Here is an 18,004-nt window from a genome sequence, read left to right on the forward strand (position 1 = left end):
AAACCGCTTTGTAACCAAAATTCTTTTTTGAAGTATAATACTTACATTTACGAAATTAATATTTCAGAAAATGAAAGGTACCAATCTGGGAGAGTTTGAAGAGCTCGTGTTGCTAACGGTAGGCATCTTGTATGACAATGCATACAGTGTGGCTATCCAGCGTGAATTAAACAAACAGACGGATCGTAAGGTCAGTATCAGTTCGGTTCATGCTGCGGTATATCGCTTGGAAGAAAAAGGACTATTGAATTCGCGGATGGGAGAGATGTCCAGCGAGCGGGGAGGCAAGCGCAAGCGTATTTTCACCATATCCCAGTCAGGTAAAATCGCTTTGGAGACTGCCAATGAGCTCCGAAACAGAATGAGAAATCAGATACCAAAAATCGCATTGGAAAATCTAAGATGAGTTCGCATCAACCACCTAAACTTCCGTTGAAACTCCTACGCTTCTATTGCTCAGAAGAGCGCCTGGAAGAGTTAGAAGGAGATTTATATGAAGTCTATCAGGAATTTGTAGAAGAGCGAGGAGCAAGATTCTCGTCGGTTTTCTATTGGTGGATCGTCATTCGAACTTTTCGATCATACGCATTAAAAAGGACTAAAATGAAAGACAACAGGGTAAACACTTCCATCGCATTCATGAGACACAATCTCGTCATAGCCTGGCGAAACCTACTGAAGAACAAGGCGACCGCAAGCATCAACGTACTTGGGTTAGCTATTGGCGTAGGTGCATTTCTAGCAATACTTAGCATAGTTCGGTTTGAATTCAGCTTTAACACTCAGATTCCGGAGAAAGAGAGGGTTTATCGAATCTTCACTTCTTTTAGTGGCTCTTTTACATCCATTAACAAAGGCGTAAGTTCAAAAATTGGACCTTTCGTTGAGGAAACATTTTCAGGCCTTGAGGCTATTTCGTATTTCCATACGTACTCTGCCAATGTGGAAGTTCCAGATGGCGATGAAATAAAGGATTTTGAAAGGCAAAGTGATCTTATTATTGCCGGTAGCTCATATTTTGATGTGATTGACCAATACGAGTGGCTTGCAGGGAGCAAAGACGAAGCGCTTAGTGAGCCGCATAAGGTGGTACTAACTGATGCACAGGCGCAAAAGTATTTCGGTAACATGGATTGGCTGGATATGATTGATCGCAAGGTCATTTACAGAGATTCCTTGGAACTTTCTGTGTCAGGAATTGTCAAGCAGCCGGAATACAACACGGATTTTGGATTTACAGATATCATTTCATTTCCAACAATTGAGGCCTCCTGGCTCAAAGATCGATTTGATGGCGAGTGGGGCAATACCAACAGCTCATCCCAGCTTTGGGTGAAGACCTCAAACAACGTTCGTGAGGTAGATATTATCCTGCAACTGGAAGATGTAGATAAAAAGGTGGTGGAGCAAACAGAAGATTCTGATTGGATACAGCACTATGAGCTTCAGCCTTTGAGCGATATGCATTTCAATACAGAAATAGGAATCTTTAACAGCTCAAGAGGCGCCGCTCATCTTCAGACACTGACGATCCTCGGGGGCGTAGCGTTTGCCATCTTGCTAATCGCAATTTTCAACTTCGTGAATCTGGAAACGGCTCAATCATCCTACAAGTCGAAAGAAGTAGGGGTGAGAAAAGTGCTAGGGAGTCCCAAGAAACAGCTGATCGGGCGTTTTCTTACTGAGAGTATGATGATCTCGTTTTTTGCTGTGGTTTTGGCCATTCCATTGGCTCATTATTCGTTTGTCTTTTTTGAAGAATTTATTCCTACTGGTGTGGCATTGGACTATGATAGTCCTATTTTTTGGTTGGTTATTGTAGCGCTAATCCTCGTAGTAGGATTCATTGCTGGAATCTATCCTTCTTTAGTTATTTCTTCTTTCAAGCCAGTACGAGCTTTGAGTCCTGGGGCTAGTTCGAAGAACCCTGGTGGTTCGATGATCAGGAAAGCACTGATCCTATTCCAGTTTCTTTTTTCACAGTTGCTCATAGTAGGAACATTAGCCATATCCTGGCAGATATCTTATATGTTGGATAAAGACTTGGGATTCAAGGAGGATGAAGTGATGTACTTCTACTCTCCGTTTTATGAAAAGTATGGGAAATCAATAGTGATGGAGAATTACTTGAATGAGCTTCCTGAAGTCAGTGAATACATACGACAGGGGAGTCCTCCAGCACAAAATGGCTATTCCACGTCTACCGTAAAATATGATTCAGAAAATGGAGAGGTGGTAACAAGTGCGCATCAGAAATCAGGCGATATTAACTACATGAAATTTTATGATATCGAACTACTGGCCGGAAGAAGCTTAATTCCTAATGATACACTTCCCGAGTTGATCATCAATGAGCGATTCATGAATGATTTAGGCTATAATGACCCGAGAGAAGCTGTAGGCGCTACATTTGAATACAATTCAGATATTCATACCGTAGTTGGTATTGTCGAAGACTTTCATTTCAGATCCCTTCATCATGAGATCGAGCCATTATTTTATCGATATGAGGATAGCATGAGATGCTTTGCGATTAAAGTGAAAAGTGAGCAGATAGAACAGACCATCGACAAGCTTACAGACAAGTGGTCAGAAATTTATCCCGACTATCCACTTACCGTCTATTTTATGGATGAAACGATCGAACAGTTTTATAAATCGGAACGTCAGGCTTCTAAGCTGGCATCCACTGCTACGGGCATAGCAATCATGATTTCTTGCCTGGGACTGTTTGGACTTATCTCATTCACCATCATTCAAAAATCCAAAGAGCTTGGGATAAGGAAAGTGCTGGGAGCATCGATCTTCCAGATAGGAACGATCTTATCCAAGGAATTTCTATTGCTCATTGGCTTTGCCTTCTTTGTTTCTACACCTATTGCGTACTACGTAATTGGGTCGTGGATGAAGGATTTTGCCTATCAGACCGAAATCTCTTGGTGGCTATATCTGCTGGGAGGTGTACTCTCTGTCCTAATAGCACTTGCCTCCATAGGTGTGAAAGTATGGAAAGCTTCTGGAGCTAATCCGATTGAGTCACTAAAATATGAATAAGAGTGTGAGGAGGGGTTTAGTAAACCTCTCCTTCATCTTCGCCGACAGCATCTTCGCCTAGGTTCTCCCAGTCGATATCGGTTTCTTTCAGGTCTTCAAAAGTATCTATGTCACTCAATGTCGGGAGCTGATATACGGAAAGCTCTAGTTCTTCTGCTTCTTCCAACAATTCTTTAAGCACAGTGTCTGTGCTGTACTCTTTATCTTGGAAAAGTTGTGGGAAGAATTCGTTCATCCCAAGAAGGTAGTATCCTCCATCTTTTGCAGGCCCAACGACCACATCGTTTTCCTCTAACAACTCAAAAGCTGTATTGATGACCTTGGAAGAAAGGTCGTAGCAGTCGCTGCCAATGATGATTACTTTATTGTGAGAGTCAAATGCTTCATCAAAGGCATTGGACATTTTTTCTCCAAGGGTAAACCCTTTTTGAGAGGTAAGCTCAAAATCACCATTATCCCAAACGTCTTCGATTTCGACGTATTCTGAATAATAAACAGCCTTGTTAACCTCTATTTTTTTTGTGATCTTATGGGTGTGACGAACAAGTTCTTGATACACATCCAGGGCCTTATCAATACCAATATCTTCCGCAAGGCGTGTTTTTACCATGCCTGGAATTAGATTTTTCACGAAAATCATCAATAAGCGATCACTCATTATCTTCTATTCTTTATTAATAAACTTTAATTCCTTTTATCAACCACTGACCCCAAGACTTGTTATACGTGTGCACACTGTCAGTTGGATTGTTTTGTGGTCCCATCACTTCATATCCTTCGTTCTTCCAGCTAAAAATTCCACCGTAAAGATTCTTGACGTTGGTATATCCGGCCTTCTTTAATTTTTCTCCTACGCGCTCGCTTCGGTATCCCACGGAGCAATAAACGATAACCTCTTGGTCTTTTGGGATATCCTTCACTTGCGAAATTTTGAAACCATCATAATCGACAAAGCGCGCTCCTTCAATATGGCTCACCTGAAATTCTTCTTCAGCCCTCGTATCAAGGATGACCACTTCGTTCAATCTGTCATTCAACGAATCGGCCTTGATTAGCGGGACGGTGTATTTATATAGACTCTCCAGTTTTTCATCATACGTTTTTTGACCGCAAGCAGCCAGTATTGAAAACTGTAAAACCATAAATTGGATGAGCATTTTTTTCATATCTAAACCCTCATTGTTCGTTAAATTGTTGGGATGAAGTCAATTACGAAAGTCTACACAATTATTTTTTGCTTTTGGTTCCCTTTTTCGGCGATCTCCCAAATCTCTGGCGAAGTTAACTATGAAAAGCTAGGAATAGCCTTCGAAATCCCGAAAGGTTGGTATGGGCAGGAAAGTGAGGAAATGCTAATCATGCAATCAAATTCGACTTCAGGGTATCTGTTGATGCAGGCGCATGAGTTTACATTATCCCAATTAAAGGATGAGGCCAAAAAGGGTATTGTGGATAATAATGGGACCTCTTTGAAGCTCGAAGGAGATCTTGATATTGGGCCTAATTACGTAGGAGGAATTTTTAGTGGGACGATGGAATGGGAACCTGTAAAATCGTATTTGGTGGGAGTAATAAACCCCAAAGGGTTAGGAGTTATGATTATGGGAGTTACTTCTCCAAATCAATATGATGAAGTATATAGAAAGCTATGTTTTGAAATATATGATTCATTTAAGTTCACCGAAGTTGATCGTACTTCAGAATATGAAGAATGGAAGGAATGGCTTTCCGACTCAAGACTTACATACATGAATTCCAACTATTCCACTGACTACAGTCCTGGGGGGATTTCTGGTGGATACAGCAGTACACGCAAAATTGACCTTTGCTCAAAAGGGTATTTTTCTGATTACAGTTACAGCGATATGAGTATTTCTGGTGATAATGTTTCTGGGTATAGCACAAACGAAGGAGAAGGGGCCGGATCTTGGAGATTGGAAATGGATGGATACGGTAGCTTCACACTTATTCTATCCTACAATTCTGGTGAAGATGAAGTTTATGATCTCGACTACCGCGATGGAAAATTTTATATGAATGACACAAGATACTTTGTCACCTCGGAAGGTGAATATGCTCCTGATTGCCGATAAAGCCTCGAAATCTTACTTCTACTAGTGCGACAATGGCTACTATCAAATATTCGATGACGATGACATACATTGGAAGTTCAAAGCCACCTTCAGAGTATCCAGAATAGGTTAAGAATATCATTAAGGACCAAACTATAGGGTACCAATAACCTGCAAGTATTCCGAATGAGATCAGCGGGATGATATACCAAGGATGAACGGTGGTAGTAAAGAGTAAATAGATCGTTAGAATGAAAAGTAGTGTTTTTGGAATCGACCATTTTTTCCATAATCCAACTATTGAAACGGTAAGGATAGAAATGATGGAAACTATTGATAAGAGCGGCCCAATCAGGGCGATGTTGTTATAGCCGTAGATCCAATAGCCAATAGCTCGTGCTACGAAATAGATACTCGCATTGAATTCAAATGATCTGAAATACAGATCGAGACTCTCACTCATGGCTGAAATGAATGTCTCGTCTAGCAATGGCAGTAAAGTGAGGAGACCAACGATTCCAGATAGAATTGCAATGAGCCACTTTTTCTCATATAATCCTTTTAGAAATAGGAATGGTAAGTAAATCAACGGAAGTAGCTTAGTCCCAATCGCTAATCCAAATCCTGCGGCAGAGCCCCATTTTCTATTCTTCTCGAAAAGATAAATTCCGACTAACGTAAAAAAGATTACCAACCCTTCGAAATGAAGGTTTCCGGTAAACTCCAGAATGACTAAGGGATTTAACCAATACCACAAAGCTAAAGTTTGTGGCTTTTGGTAATGCATCAGTAGCTTCCTCAGTACGATGAATGATCCAACATCTGCACTATAAATAATCAATCGAATTACGTTGGCCGATACCAACCAATTTCCCTGTCCGACGATTACGCTTAACCAAAAAATAAATTGATTCAGTGGAGGATATATCGTGAAGTAATTGGGCGAATTGAGCCTTTCGAATAACTCAGGAGTGATGCCATCGATGCCTTTCCCTACGTGTTCAATTGGTAATTCTGCGAAGGGGTGTATCCCACTATTGAGTAATGTGCCGTCCCAAATGAAGCGATATAGATCATCAGATAAGATTGGAAGACTAAAGAATAATAGGATACGTGAGATGATTCCAGCGGTAAAAAGTAGTCGCGTATGATCAACTTTTTGCAATAAGAATATGTAACAGAAAAATGTGCTGAAATATGCCAAGATCAAGGGTAAAGACTGATTCCGATCAAACCAGTTGCCAAGAGCGAAAATGGCCAGTATGTAAATACTTAAGAAGGTGAAGTAGCCAGTCTTGTTGTGATTAGGCATGTTTTATCGGTTTCACCGACAAGATAAATACATAAGCAAAGCCAATAGCCAACATTCCGTGGAATAACATCAATCCATAGTCTTCAAGCTTGAACCCGCTAAATATTCCATAGATGAAGTATACGGAAAGTAATCCTTCCATGAATGTAACAGGTGTGAGCACCTGACTCAAATACTGATTTCCTTTCCACGAATCTCCCTTGGATTGAACGTTGAATTTTGGGGTTCGCACGAAAGGCGTTTTGATGCCCAAGTAACCTTCAACAACAGCTATGGAATTGTGTAGCGCCATTCCCATAGAAAAGGCTAAAAACATCGGGAAATTTCTGATAAAATATCTGAATGTATATTCAGGATGGGTGGCTTTCGCAGCAACCCAATAAAAGAATCCCATGGCTAAGAATCCAACTATAAAAATGCTCCCCAAATCAAAAACCAAAGCCAGGTCCGGGTTGTACTCTTTGATGTAAAGCATTGGAATACTCAATACCGCAGCGATTAAAAGCAACAAGAAAACCGAGCTATTGAGAAGGTGAAAGACCGCTCTAATTTTATGACTTAAGCCGATATTAGAGGTCAATACTTTGCCTAGCGTTTTTCTGGCAGTCTCAGCTGCTCCTTTGTTCCAACGATATTGCTGCGACTTTACAGCAGGAATTAAAACAGGTAGCTCAGCTGGTGACTCAATTTCTTCTCGATAAACAAATTTCCATCCTTTAAGCTGAGCTCTGTAGCTAAGGTCTAAATCTTCTGTGATGGTATCGTATTGCCAACCACCAGCATCACTGATGCATTCTTTACGCCACACACCAGCGGTACCATTAAAATTGATAAAACTGCCGGCATGCTCTCTTCCTTTTTGCTCAACAGTAAAGTGAGCATCTAGCCAGAATGCTTGAATCTTGGTTAGCGATCCATAGTCTGTATTGAGATGGCTCCATTTGGTTTGAACCATTCCGACTTTCTGATTTTTGAACTTTGGTAGCGTTCGTGTCAGGAACTGAGGATTAGGAACAAAGTCTGCATCGAATATGGCTATAAATTCTCCTTTAGCCCGCTCCAAACCATAGCTGAGAGCTCCTGCTTTATAGCCTACTCTTTCAGGGCGTCTCAATTGTTGAATATTCCATCCGTTCGAGGCATATTCATTTACCTTTTTTTCGATGATCTGTACTGTTTCATCAGTGGAGTCGTCGAGGATTTGCACCTCTAACTTATCCTTTGGATACTCCATTTTCATCACTGCGTCGATAAGACGTTCGACGACATAGCGCTCGTTGTAAACAGGAAGTTGTATGGTGACAAGTGGATGATCTGATAGATCTTCGCTCACTTCCTCTATCTGTTTTTTTGCTTTTAGATAGTGCCAGGTCAAGTTGAATTGACCTAAACTAAAAAGACAAATAATCAACAGTGTGACTCCATATAGTACAATGACTAACCACTCCACCTTTATAGATATTTAAAAATTGTGTAGATGATTTTATAACCTGCTCCAAGGGTTCCCTTGACGGTTCCACTAACTTTCGACACACCGATTCTTTGTCTGTAATTCACAGCAATATCTTTAGTACGCAAATTTAACTTAGCTGCCTTTAATTGCATCTCTACTGTCCATCCATAGGTGCGATCTTTCATCCCAATTGTCATGAGGCTTTCATAACGAATGGCTCTAAATGGGCCAAGATCGGTGTACTTTTTTCTGTATAGCACCTTGATCAGCGTTGTAGCAAGCCAGTTACCGAAGATCTGCTGTGGTGTCATGCTACCCTTTTCGGAGACGCCAAGAGACCTGGATCCAATCACCATATCAACCTGATTTTCAATGATTGGTTTGACCAAATCAGGAAGTTGTTCTGGATAGTCTGAGTGATCTCCATCTAGGAATACTACAATATCTGGCTGCGTTGCGGAAGAAGCAATATGAGCCATTCCTTTGAGACATGCATTACCATAACCTCTGGTAGGTTCTTTTAGCGTAGTTGCTCCTCTCGATTCTGCTTGTGCAAACGTATCATCTGTCGATCCATTGTCAACGACGATCACCTCTGAAACCCATTCTTTTGGGATCTCGTCAATGACAAGTCCAACAGCATTTTGCTCATTGAATGCTGGAATAATTACGCGAATATCCGGTTTGCTCAAGGTCGGCTCTTTAAATGAGCCGCAAAGGTAGTTTCATAGTTGTTATAAAAATGACTCTTTAATGACACAAGCTAAGAAATCTGTTTATAGTTTTATTGCCGATGAATCACTACGAAGTTCTTGGTATTTCTGCAGATGCGACACAAGGTCAAATAAAGGCTGCTTTTAGAAAGATGGTTAAGCAATATCATCCAGATATCAACCCAGATCCGTCAGCTGGCAACCAGATGATTTTGATCAATGAGGCCTATGAGGTTTTATCTGATCATACCACCAGAAATTTGTATGATTTATTCCTCCAAGGTGTGCCAGTTAAGACGGTGCTTGAGGAAACATCGCCCGAGCAGCGACACAAAGCTGAGTATGTCCGAAATAGAATTCGAAAAGAAAGAATTCGAATGGAGAAGCAGTTTAGGTACAAGCAGGGATTTTATCGTCGTTTCAGAGTTGTAAACATGATCTTTTTCGCTTTTTCATTGCTGCTAACATTCGATTATTACAGCTCAGCAGGCGAGACAAGTTTTAAGGTAGATAAAGTAGTTCAGGGGCGTTTTGAGACTTATATACATATCACCAATGGTGAAAAATTGGTTACTGACAGGGCGTTTTACAGCATCTATCAGCAAGGAGTGCCAGGTGAGGTGCTAATCAGTTTTACCTCTGTTTTATACAGAGCTCAAAAAGTAAGAGCAATCAGCAGTCAGAAAGCATATTTTATTTTCGGGACCATCTATTCGTTCCGAAATACCTTTTCGGTGATCATGTTTGTTTTTTCATTGATCGTTGTGAGTAACAAACGATACACCGATTTTCGTTTGACCTGTGGGCTTTTTGCTGCAATGTGCTTTCTCTACGTAGCGCTGATGCTCCTTACTAGTTAATCTTCGCTTCGTACGAACACGAATCCCATTGCCTTCTCTCCAGCTGATATTACTGCAGTTAGCTTTTTGCCTTCCAGGGTGTAAGCTATTTTCTTCGGGAAGTCGTGCTGCGGGTTTTCACTCACAAATCCATTTTCCGTGGAGGAAGTGATTTTAAAATAGGTCGGAGCTTGATTGCTGCTGACATCTGCTACATAGTGTAACGCTCCGTCTTTTTGAACGATCTTCAGATTCTCCACAAAAACTGTATCAGCGCCTTTTAGTGAGACACCCATCCCTTTGAATCCTTCATCAGTCTTTTCCCAAACTTCAAATGCAGTCATTCCTGGACGTGCATTTTGTCGCTCCCATTTTCCCTCAAGCCATTTTAAATCATCAAATGATTGAGCGCCAACTAAGAAGGTGGTTAGGCATCCAATAGATAGAAGTAGTAGTTTTTTCATTTTTTTCTAGCAATGATACCTCAGTGTATGCTGCAAGTCTTGTAAAAAAGCGACACCTATTTTTTTAAAAAAAAATTAGCCAGATTGACCTCATCAAATCCATAGCTCGTAGGCTCTTCGCCAGTGAATTCCTTGAAGTTTTTAATGAAATGCGATTGATCAAAGTATCCAGACTGTAGTGCCGTTTTGATCCATGAGTCGTTCTTTTCCTTGATCACCTCAAAGATGTAATTGAAACGAATGATTCGGCAGTAGAATTTAGGTGTCAAGCCGACAACTTTCTTGAATAAACGTTCTAGCTGTCGCGTGCTCAGTGCTACATTCGTTGCCATTTGATCTATTTCTATCATGCCATTGGTTTCGAATATGAGATCAATGCAGCGTTTTACTTTTTCTTGCGACTCATGATTTGCTGATAATTCTAAGAGGTACCTTTCAGCCATCGAAACTCGATCCGATATAGAGAGCGAGCTGTTGGTCAAATTCGTCAGTTGAGGATCTATGTTATCTAAAATTTGATCCAAGCTGACTACTTGGTCTGTAAATGTTGAAACATCCTTGTGGAAAAGCTCATAAAATGCAGTTGGATAAAGTTTGATTCCGATCATACCAGAGCTTCCAGTATTTTCTAGAAAAAAGAACTTGCTAATCTGATTGGAAAAGAGAATGGAGGACTGCGTTTCCCATTTACCAGAAAGGTTAATTCGGTAAGGATCCCCATAGTGGATAATTATCTCACTAAAGCCATCAGGGATGATTTTTTGTCGATCTATCGTTGGATCTTCATTTTCAAAGACCCAATATTCTTTAACAAATTTCTGTAATGGCTCAGAAGGGCTAAAGCTTTCGTAGTGCATCCTGCAAACTATAAAATTTTAATAGTAATTAGTGTCGCTGATCATTGGCCAAAATGAATTCGCCTAAGGGTGGACAAAAAAACTTTAGCAACAATTGAAACATATAATCCATTTTTAAGTATATTGATATATCAATAATTAATATATCAATAAAATGGTTAAATCGTTATTATTCCTAATGGGAATGGGTTTGTTTGCAGTAGCTGCAGCGCAAACGGAAAATGAAATCAAGAAAGTAGTAACCAGCTATGCTAGGGCTGGAGATCGTCAAGATGTAGAAGTAATAAAATCTTTATTGCATGATCAGCACAGGTTAGTTTGGAATGATGGTACTAAAGCGCCATTCATATTAGATAAATCAGGTTATGTTGCCAAAATCGAAACAAAAGAATGGGGAGGGGATAAGCGAAAAGTGTCGATAGAAGCTGTCGAAAATTTCGATGGTGTCAACGCTACAGTTAAAGCCATATTGGATGGTGAGAAGGCACAAATGAGGTCTATTTTTTCACTTGTCAAAGTCGAAGGTGAGTGGAAAATTATAGAAGAGTTGGTGAATGCCTCCTTTAAGTAAAGCTCTACGTATCTTTCTGTAAAATTTGTATATGAAGGAAGAAGATAAGCCATTAGAAGAAGTCTATTTTTTTTGGATGGATCGAGCGATGAAAGCCCAGCGAAAAGCTAAAAATCGATTCTTCAAGAAACTTGGTCTTGATATCACTTCCGATCAGTGGATAATTCTTAAGAGGCTGAGTGAGATTGAAAGTCAGACACAAAAAGAGTTGGCTGATGCGGTTTCTAAGGACCCAGCATCAATAACACGTTCATTGGATATTATAGAAAAAGATGGCTTGATTGAGCGCATCAGTGCTGACAGGCGATCGTTTAAAGTGATGCTTACTAAAAAAGGTTCTGAGCTAGTAAAGCGAGTGATCCCTGAAGCTGTAAAATATCGGAATAAGGGTATAGAGGGATTGTCTGATGATGAAATGCAAGTATTTAAGAAAGTGTTAAATACAATTCATGCGAATTTCTCAGGCGACTAAATCCTATTTCTGATAAGTTATAAAGCAGCAGAGCCCTATCCAATGGACAGGGCTCTGTTTTTTAAAAATATTTTTTGGATAAATTATTTCATATCAAAGAATACTCCCAGCGAGTAGGAAGGTGCCGCAAAAATGTTTGAAGCACTAAACACACTTGCGGTCGAAGCTGAAACTCCAATTTTATCCGTAATGTATCCAGCAATCTCATAAGTGTATGCGAAGTATTCTGTGTTATTCGCAAAAATGGTAGCACCATCACTTAGGGCAGTTGACTCTACTCCATTTTCAAGTGATTCTACTACATCGAATCGTAGGATAGCCCATATCTTGTTATCTAAAAATCCACCACCAACTTCAATACCGGCTCTGAATTCATCAGAGAAGTCATCCGTACGATTGTTGTATGCAGAGTATACATTTCCGTAAGCGTTTACTGATCCGAGTTGGAAGGATTTGCTTAAATCAAATCTCACCATTTGATTAAACTCACCATCACCCGTTTGAAGTGTGCCGCCGGTACCACCTGCATCTTCACCTAATGGCAGTCCGAGTAGCAGTGTTCCAGATAGTACAAATTTGTCTGAGTTAGTCAGTCGATATTTGAAGGCAACATCTGTATCCCCAATTCCTGTGATGGATTCATTCGAATTGGCAGATTTACTGTATGGCAGATTTACGATTGCAGTAAAGCGATCGGTAACTCCATATTCTGCGAAAATCGAAGTATTAAATATTCCTTCTTTTACAGAAGCAGCCGTACTTCCATCGAACGTATACTGCTTGGCGGCATTTACCCACCAATGAGAAACTTTGTAGTAACCCTTTCCTTTGGGCTTAGTCCAGCCACCTCCAGCCATCGCTGCTGTTGATACAAAAACACTAGCAGTAAGTATTAAAATAAATCGCTTCATAGTTTTTAATTAGATACAGAGATACTGTCATTTCCTAATAAAATTGGCTGATTAAAGCGCCCATCTTCATCTCTGTTTTCAAGATTGAGTACGCCTCTAGGACAAACAGCAGAGCAAACCCCACATCCAACACAAGAAGAACGAATAATGTTCTGTCCTCGCTGTGCGTAAGCTCTTACGTCAATCCCCATTTCACAATAGGTAGAACAATTCCCGCAAGATATACACTGTCCCCCATTGGTAGTAATTCTAAATTTAGATTTGAACCTTTGAACCAGTCCTAAATATGCAGCAAGTGGACATCCAAATCGGCACCACACTCTATTTCCCATTAATGGATAGAATCCTGTCCCAACAACCCCAGAAAAAATAGAGCCAATCATAAAGCCATAAACCGTTCTGATATTTCCACTAGAAAAACTGAAGTTGTTCCCGTCTACTGGCATGTATTTGGCAAAGATTGAAACTTCACTGAACACAACACCCAACGCAAAGAATCCTGAAATAGCGATTGCAGTATTTCTTACCTTCTTGCCAGACATTGCCGGATACTTTTTTCTATGGTATAGGTACAATCCTGCTCCAGCTAAAATGACGATTCCAGTAACTGTCCATTTGCTAAACGAGATATAAAAATCGCCACCATAGAAGTTGTAAATCACGAGTCCTGTCATGATAATGCCGAATACCAATACACCATGGATAATGAACCGTTCAATTTGCCAGGCTTCAGTGGACTTATCTGAAAGCTGTCTAAAAGGGTCTCCCGCAGTTTCCGCTAGTCCACCACATCCACATACCCACGAACAGTACCACCTCTTTCCGAAGAAATAAACAAAAACAGGTACTCCAACTACAAAGAGTGAGATTCCCCATACGAACATGAAAATTCCTAATCCGCCCGATTGCGTAAGCGTGTTGATGTGCCAAGCATCAAAGAAGTCATAATCAAGAGGCCACATGTTTTTGAAATCAAAATATGGCTGATTTAGTCTTACGAGTATTTCAGGTAAGATGAATGCTATTGCAAGCTGAAAGAACATCACCGAACTGGTTCTAAATATCTGATACTTGCTATGACGATATTTGATAATCATCCTGATGCCCATAACCAAGACAGCAAAAGTGTAGAGGAACCCATACAGAAACCATTGACTTGAAGTGGCAGATGGGTTAATAAACTTTTGAAGCGGATCAACAATGATGATCCAGTTGGTAATGATGGCCGGATAGAAGTAAAGAAGGATGTAGAAACCTATTAGCAGTACGCCAGTAAGTATTCCCATCCAGCCTCTATTATTGAGAGCGTTGTGGAAAATGTGATTGTTTTTAATACCTGCTGGTCCTTGAAGTTTAACCTGAGGAAGTATGAACATTAAAGCGCCAAAAGCTCCAACAACATAAATCAGGAGAAAGACCAGCAACTTATTTTCGGGCACGAAACCATTTGCTGAGGCTCGAGTCAGGTTTCCAACATAATCATCATAGATGACATCATTCCAACGCTGTTCAGCTCTTGCCTTATCATTTACTTCACCTACTGCCGAATTAATAGCATTAACAAAAGGGATGCTGGTGCCATATGACCTTCCAATTACATCATCCAATGCCGGTTTTAATAATTCCTGATGCTCAGTTTTAACAATGGAACTGAATGTCTCCTGTGTAAGCGTAAAGCTTGACATGAAAAAACTACTCAAGAATAGTCCCAATGAGAATAGGAATAGTATAAGTCCTGTATATCTAACTGCTTTCATATTATGCGAATAGTTTTTCTAAGAATCCTTTTTTTCTGACAGACACTTGCTTGTCTGGGAATTCTGTATTGTATTTTTCTTGTATTTCTCCTTCCCAATGGGTGAAAAATTCTGGATCGAAATTAGCTTCGGGAAGATTGGCGATAATGTAATCGAGCGTACGTTTTTCAGACAGCCACTTGTCCCAAACCTCATGTCTGTTTCGAATACCAAAAATGTTGACTCCCTGCACTTCCAATGAATCTTTTTTGTAGATGATTTTTATGCACTTTTCAAGTTCTTCATTTTCCCAATAGAATGAAGCTGATCCATCTGGTGTTTCAGCCAGCACAACTCCATAATTTTGGTATTCAATGTCGAAAAATTTCGCTGAGTTGAACCAAACCCCAGGTTGATATTTGGTTTCGTTGCCAGTTACTGAGTGTGCTACTGTTTCTCCCATCATTCTTCCAACATACCATACCGCCTCAATCGGTCTACGATGAGCAGGAGGATTTTTGAGTTGCGCACAATCTCCAATCGCATATACATCCGGTATGTTGGTTTGGAGATTTTCATCTACCAGAATACCTCTATCAGTTTCAATTTTTGAATCTTTTACCAAACTGATGTTTGGATGTACACCGACAGTAAGTCCAACAAATTGACAATCGATTATTTCTCCAGATTTCGTTTTCACACCCTTAACTCTGCCATTGCCATCGTCAATAATTTCTTCCAGCTCAGTCTCTTTTCTCAGGTCGATTCCTTGCTTTGCTAGGTGTCTGTCTATCAAAGCCGCTTCTTCTTTTTGTAGGATGTTTCCCCAAAAGTTCTTTTCTCTAATTAGGTATGTAACTGGAATGTGTCTAGAGTGAAGCATTTCAGCCATTTCAACACCTATCAAACCACCACCAAGTATGACCGCATGCTTAATGTTTTTCGTGTTTTCTTCCATCAATTCCAGGTCTTGATAGGAAAAAAGCCCCTGCACGCCCCCTAGATCTTGTCCGGGCCAGCCAAACATGTTTGATTGACTGCCTGTGGCAAGTATCAACTTATCGTACTCCATTGTTTCTGATCCTTCAAGCATGATGCTCTTTGAATCAAAATCGATGGATTGAACCCAAGCTTTTTTGAGATTTATTCTGTTTTTGTCCCAAAACCAATCCTCGTAGGGCTTTGTGTTTTCGAACTTCATATGGCCCATGTATATATACATGAGCGCGGTGCGGGAGAAGAAATGGTCCGTCTCTCCAGAAATCACCGTGATTTCGTCATCAGATAGTTTTCTGATATGACGCGCAGCAGTTATTCCGGCAACACCATTTCCTATGATGATAATTTTATTCATTTGGTAGTTTGAAACGCCAATAATACGTTTATGATTGATGGACAGTTCTTAAGATACAAAGAACCATTAGTGATTGTCAAGTCATTGACATACTTCGCTCGTAAGCATGTTTTAATTGTACACTGAAAATCAAAACTTATTTAAGTACAATCTTTATATTTAAATGTTGCTATTTTCAAATTTTTGAAATGAAAGTAATAATTCAAATACTACTTCTTTTTAGCCTTCTTCTCTCAAAACAAGCCTATTCTCAAGATGAAAATCGACCGACTTGGGATGGAATTGACATCACAACACATCCTGATTACGGAGCGCTAGAGGCATTTTATTTAGCCACAGACGGAATGAATTGGGATGAAGAAGGTGACTGGCTCGTGAATCCTGATTTAAATACGTGGACAGGAATTTCAACAAACGATGATGGAAGAGTTTCGGACATCTTTCTTTCTAGCAGTGAATTGAATGGCACAATTCCCAAAGAATTAGGTGAATTGGATTTTTTGACAACTTTAGTTTTGATATCCGATAGTTTAAAAGGGACTATTCCCAAAGAAATTGGGAATCTAACCTCTTTGACAGAGTTATGGTTAGCTGGAGAGTTTTCGGGGCCTATTCCTGAAGAACTTTCTGACTTAGTTTTACTTGAGGGCCTAATAATTGTAGCAAGTAACCTTTCAGGCAATATTCCATCGAGTTTTAGTAGTCTAATAAACTTGAAAGAACTTACATTATCAGGGGGTATTCTTTCAGATAACACTGGACTTACAGGCGATATTGGTTTCTCAGGAGAGATTCCTGATATTTTTCAAGGAATGTCAAAACTTGAATCTTTAAGCCTTAGTCACAATCAACTTACGGGAACGTTGCCAGCATCCATTGCAACGCTCCCAAATTTGACTCAGCTGATTTTGACTCATAATCAATTAGCAGGTTTGCCTGATCTTACACCGCTAGGAAGTATCGAAATACATATAGTTAGAAATGAGCTAACTTTTGAAGATATTGTACCTAATGCACCTGTTTTATCATCTTACAGTCCTCAAAATTACATTGGTGAAGAACACATTTTTATCCTTGATGAAGGTGAGAGTATTACTTTGGAAGTAGTAGAATTAACTGGTGGAAATACGTATCAATGGTTTAAAAATGGAGTAGAAATTGAAGGAGCTACTGAAGCTACTCTTCATATTCCGGAATTCTCTGAAATTGCTGCGTACTACTATGAAGTTAAGAATCCTGCTGCCCCTGAATTGACTCTAAGAAGTCAATTGATTTATCTGTATTTTGATCCAACACCGACAGATATTGTTTTGAGCAATTACGAAATAGAGGAAAATAATTCTACTAATTTCTCAATAGCAACAATCAGTGCTGTAAATGATCATGACTATCCCTATACCTATAAAATTGAATCTTCAGAAAATTTCTCAATCGGAGGAAATTTTGGTGATGAGCTAATTGCCAATACCACTTTTGATTTTGAAGTGGAATCTAGTTTTACCGTTGAAATTACTGCCCAGGATATACTAGGCAATGATTTTAAGAAAGAACTAATAATTGATATTTTGGATGCAAATGATCCTCCCACAGATATCAATTTATCTAATGACATAACTGTTGATGGAAAATCTGCAGGTCAAACAATCGGTACTTTTTCGGTAGTCGATCAAGATGCTATGGATACGTTTACATTTTCATTAGGCGGACCTGATTCTGAAAGTTTTAGAATTGGTGGAATTGAGTCGGATGAACTTCAGAATGCTCAGGTTTTCGATGCTGATATAAAGAATAGTTACACGCTTGATGTAACAGTAACTGATAGTGGGGGCTTGGAGGTTACAAAAGAATTCACCATTACTATTGAGCCGGCTCCATTAGTGATTGATGATAAGAATGATTTGGTAAGTATTTATCCAAATCCCTCGGATGGAACTTTTAGCGTTATTCTAGATAAATCACTCATCAACCCAAGCTGGTCGATAATTGACATTGGTGGAAAGGATATTGATGTCAATGAAAAAATAGAAATTCAGAACAACATCATTTTTTTCGAAATAGGAGATCTTAGATCTGGTGTCTATTTATTGAACATTAATGCCGGAGCTCAAAATATCGTCAACCGAATCGTCATAGAATAAAAAATCAGTTTGTTCTTTTGACAGAACCTATCAAATAAGCCTTTTTAATTTTTTGAAA

General features: G+C 39.7%; 17 protein-coding genes. 7 read left to right on the plus strand and 10 right to left on the minus strand.

Translation table 11 applies throughout. The annotated features are described in order from the left end of the window. The first annotated feature begins 70 nt into the window (after positions 1-70). Positions 71-406: a PadR family transcriptional regulator gene (locus ACY650_RS12200; protein ID WP_462247842.1), complete on the plus strand. Its 336-nt coding sequence runs from the start codon at positions 71-73 to the stop codon at positions 404-406. Further along, the gene (locus tag ACY650_RS12205) at positions 403-3,054 is read left to right on the plus strand and encodes an FtsX-like permease family protein (protein ID WP_462247843.1); all 2,652 of its coding nucleotides are present in this window, start codon (positions 403-405) and stop codon (positions 3,052-3,054) included. Before ACY650_RS12200 ends, ACY650_RS12205 begins: the two co-directional genes overlap by 4 nt. A gap of 16 nt (positions 3,055-3,070) precedes the next feature. On the opposite strand, the gene ACY650_RS12210 is transcribed toward ACY650_RS12205, so the two are convergent. Both ACY650_RS12210 and ACY650_RS12215 read right to left on the minus strand, forming a co-directional pair. Further along, positions 3,071-3,712 (minus strand): TIGR04282 family arsenosugar biosynthesis glycosyltransferase, encoded by a 642-nt coding sequence (locus ACY650_RS12210; protein WP_462247844.1) that lies wholly within the window; start codon positions 3,710-3,712, stop codon positions 3,071-3,073. Positions 3,713-3,728: 16 nt separating this feature from the next. Further along, the gene (locus tag ACY650_RS12215; protein WP_462247846.1) at positions 3,729-4,211 is read right to left on the minus strand and encodes a rhodanese-like domain-containing protein; all 483 of its coding nucleotides are present in this window, start codon (positions 4,209-4,211) and stop codon (positions 3,729-3,731) included. 42 nt (positions 4,212-4,253) lie between these two features. Between ACY650_RS12215 and ACY650_RS12220 the strand changes: the two genes are divergently transcribed. After that, positions 4,254-5,147, plus strand: a complete 894-nt coding sequence (locus ACY650_RS12220) for a hypothetical protein (protein ID WP_462247848.1) — start codon at positions 4,254-4,256, stop codon at positions 5,145-5,147. On the opposite strand, the gene ACY650_RS12225 is transcribed toward ACY650_RS12220, so the two are convergent. Genes ACY650_RS12225 through ACY650_RS12235 form a run of 3 tightly spaced genes read right to left on the minus strand, consistent with a single transcriptional unit; the run spans position 5,110 to position 8,583 of the window. Further along, on the minus strand, positions 5,110-6,438 hold the full coding sequence (locus tag ACY650_RS12225; protein WP_462247850.1) for a hypothetical protein: 1,329 nt from the start codon (positions 6,436-6,438) through the stop codon (positions 5,110-5,112). The genes ACY650_RS12220 and ACY650_RS12225 overlap by 38 nt on opposite strands. Further along, a complete protein-coding gene (locus tag ACY650_RS12230) occupies positions 6,431-7,888 on the minus strand; it encodes a cellulose synthase family protein (RefSeq protein WP_462247852.1) in 1,458 nt (485 codons plus the stop codon). Before ACY650_RS12230 ends, ACY650_RS12225 begins: the two co-directional genes overlap by 8 nt. 2 nt (positions 7,889-7,890) lie before the next feature. After that, entirely contained in the window at positions 7,891-8,583 is a 693-nt protein-coding gene (locus ACY650_RS12235; RefSeq protein WP_462247854.1) for a glycosyltransferase family 2 protein, read from the minus strand. Between the two features lie 101 nt (positions 8,584-8,684). Here ACY650_RS12235 and ACY650_RS12240 point away from each other — a divergent pair, with 101 nt between their 5' ends. Then, on the plus strand, positions 8,685-9,464 hold the full coding sequence (locus ACY650_RS12240; protein ID WP_462247856.1) for a J domain-containing protein: 780 nt from the start codon (positions 8,685-8,687) through the stop codon (positions 9,462-9,464). Here ACY650_RS12240 and ACY650_RS12245 read toward each other — a convergent pair. Continuing rightward, positions 9,461-9,907: a DUF6265 family protein gene (locus ACY650_RS12245; RefSeq protein WP_462247857.1), complete on the minus strand. Its 447-nt coding sequence runs from the start codon at positions 9,905-9,907 to the stop codon at positions 9,461-9,463. The two genes, ACY650_RS12240 and ACY650_RS12245, sit on opposite strands and share 4 nt — an antisense overlap. Before the next feature lie 56 nt (positions 9,908-9,963). Next, complete coding sequence (locus ACY650_RS12250) at positions 9,964-10,764, minus strand: DUF6597 domain-containing transcriptional factor (protein ID WP_462247859.1); 801 nt, start codon at positions 10,762-10,764, stop codon at positions 9,964-9,966. A 154-nt stretch (positions 10,765-10,918) separates the two neighbouring features. Between ACY650_RS12250 and ACY650_RS12255 the strand changes: the two genes are divergently transcribed. Then, the gene (locus tag ACY650_RS12255) at positions 10,919-11,335 is read left to right on the plus strand and encodes a nuclear transport factor 2 family protein (RefSeq protein WP_462247861.1); all 417 of its coding nucleotides are present in this window, start codon (positions 10,919-10,921) and stop codon (positions 11,333-11,335) included. A gap of 31 nt (positions 11,336-11,366) precedes the next feature. Next, a complete protein-coding gene (locus ACY650_RS12260) occupies positions 11,367-11,807 on the plus strand; it encodes a MarR family winged helix-turn-helix transcriptional regulator (RefSeq protein ID WP_462247862.1) in 441 nt (146 codons plus the stop codon). An 83-nt stretch (positions 11,808-11,890) separates the two neighbouring features. Here ACY650_RS12260 and ACY650_RS12265 read toward each other — a convergent pair whose 3' ends face one another. The 3 genes from ACY650_RS12265 to ACY650_RS12275 are packed head-to-tail and all read right to left on the minus strand — an operon-like array spanning position 11,891 to position 15,808. Further along, positions 11,891-12,718: a hypothetical protein gene (locus tag ACY650_RS12265; protein ID WP_462247864.1), complete on the minus strand. Its 828-nt coding sequence runs from the start codon at positions 12,716-12,718 to the stop codon at positions 11,891-11,893. 5 nt (positions 12,719-12,723) lie between these two features. Beyond that, entirely contained in the window at positions 12,724-14,475 is a 1,752-nt protein-coding gene (locus ACY650_RS12270) for a 4Fe-4S binding protein (RefSeq protein WP_462247866.1), read from the minus strand. A gap of 1 nt (position 14,476) precedes the next feature. Then, positions 14,477-15,808 carry an NAD(P)/FAD-dependent oxidoreductase gene (locus ACY650_RS12275; RefSeq protein WP_462247867.1) on the minus strand — a complete coding sequence of 444 codons (1,332 nt, stop codon included), beginning with the start codon at positions 15,806-15,808 and terminating at the stop codon, positions 14,477-14,479. 188 nt (positions 15,809-15,996) lie between these two features. On the opposite strand from ACY650_RS12275, the gene ACY650_RS12280 reads away from it, so the two are divergent. Beyond that, positions 15,997-17,946: a T9SS type A sorting domain-containing protein gene (locus ACY650_RS12280; RefSeq protein WP_462247869.1), complete on the plus strand. Its 1,950-nt coding sequence runs from the start codon at positions 15,997-15,999 to the stop codon at positions 17,944-17,946. Positions 17,947-18,004: the final 58 nt, after the last annotated feature.

Source organism: Ekhidna sp. (genome assembly GCF_963691765.1).
GTDB lineage: Bacteria > Bacteroidota > Bacteroidia > Cytophagales > Cyclobacteriaceae > Ekhidna.

Coding starts and splice junctions, on each gene's coding strand:
- ACY650_RS12260 (WP_462247862.1), top strand. CDS start 11,367: ATGAAGGAAGAAGATAAGCCATTAGAAGAAGTCTATTTTTTTTGGATG.
- ACY650_RS12210 (WP_462247844.1), bottom strand. CDS start 3,712: ATGAGTGATCGCTTATTGATGATTTTCGTGAAAAATCTAATTCCAGGC.
- ACY650_RS12200 (WP_462247842.1), top strand. CDS start 71: ATGAAAGGTACCAATCTGGGAGAGTTTGAAGAGCTCGTGTTGCTAACG.
- ACY650_RS12215 (WP_462247846.1), bottom strand. CDS start 4,211: ATGCTCATCCAATTTATGGTTTTACAGTTTTCAATACTGGCTGCTTGC.
- ACY650_RS12265 (WP_462247864.1), bottom strand. CDS start 12,718: ATGAAGCGATTTATTTTAATACTTACTGCTAGTGTTTTTGTATCAACA.
- ACY650_RS12270 (WP_462247866.1), bottom strand. CDS start 14,475: ATGAAAGCAGTTAGATATACAGGACTTATACTATTCCTATTCTCATTG.
- ACY650_RS12240 (WP_462247856.1), top strand. CDS start 8,685: ATGAATCACTACGAAGTTCTTGGTATTTCTGCAGATGCGACACAAGGT.
- ACY650_RS12275 (WP_462247867.1), bottom strand. CDS start 15,808: ATGAATAAAATTATCATCATAGGAAATGGTGTTGCCGGAATAACTGCT.
- ACY650_RS12280 (WP_462247869.1), top strand. CDS start 15,997: ATGAAAGTAATAATTCAAATACTACTTCTTTTTAGCCTTCTTCTCTCA.
- ACY650_RS12220 (WP_462247848.1), top strand. CDS start 4,254: ATGAAGTCAATTACGAAAGTCTACACAATTATTTTTTGCTTTTGGTTC.
- ACY650_RS12225 (WP_462247850.1), bottom strand. CDS start 6,438: ATGCCTAATCACAACAAGACTGGCTACTTCACCTTCTTAAGTATTTAC.
- ACY650_RS12245 (WP_462247857.1), bottom strand. CDS start 9,907: ATGAAAAAACTACTACTTCTATCTATTGGATGCCTAACCACCTTCTTA.
- ACY650_RS12205 (WP_462247843.1), top strand. CDS start 403: ATGAGTTCGCATCAACCACCTAAACTTCCGTTGAAACTCCTACGCTTC.
- ACY650_RS12250 (WP_462247859.1), bottom strand. CDS start 10,764: ATGCACTACGAAAGCTTTAGCCCTTCTGAGCCATTACAGAAATTTGTT.
- ACY650_RS12255 (WP_462247861.1), top strand. CDS start 10,919: ATGGTTAAATCGTTATTATTCCTAATGGGAATGGGTTTGTTTGCAGTA.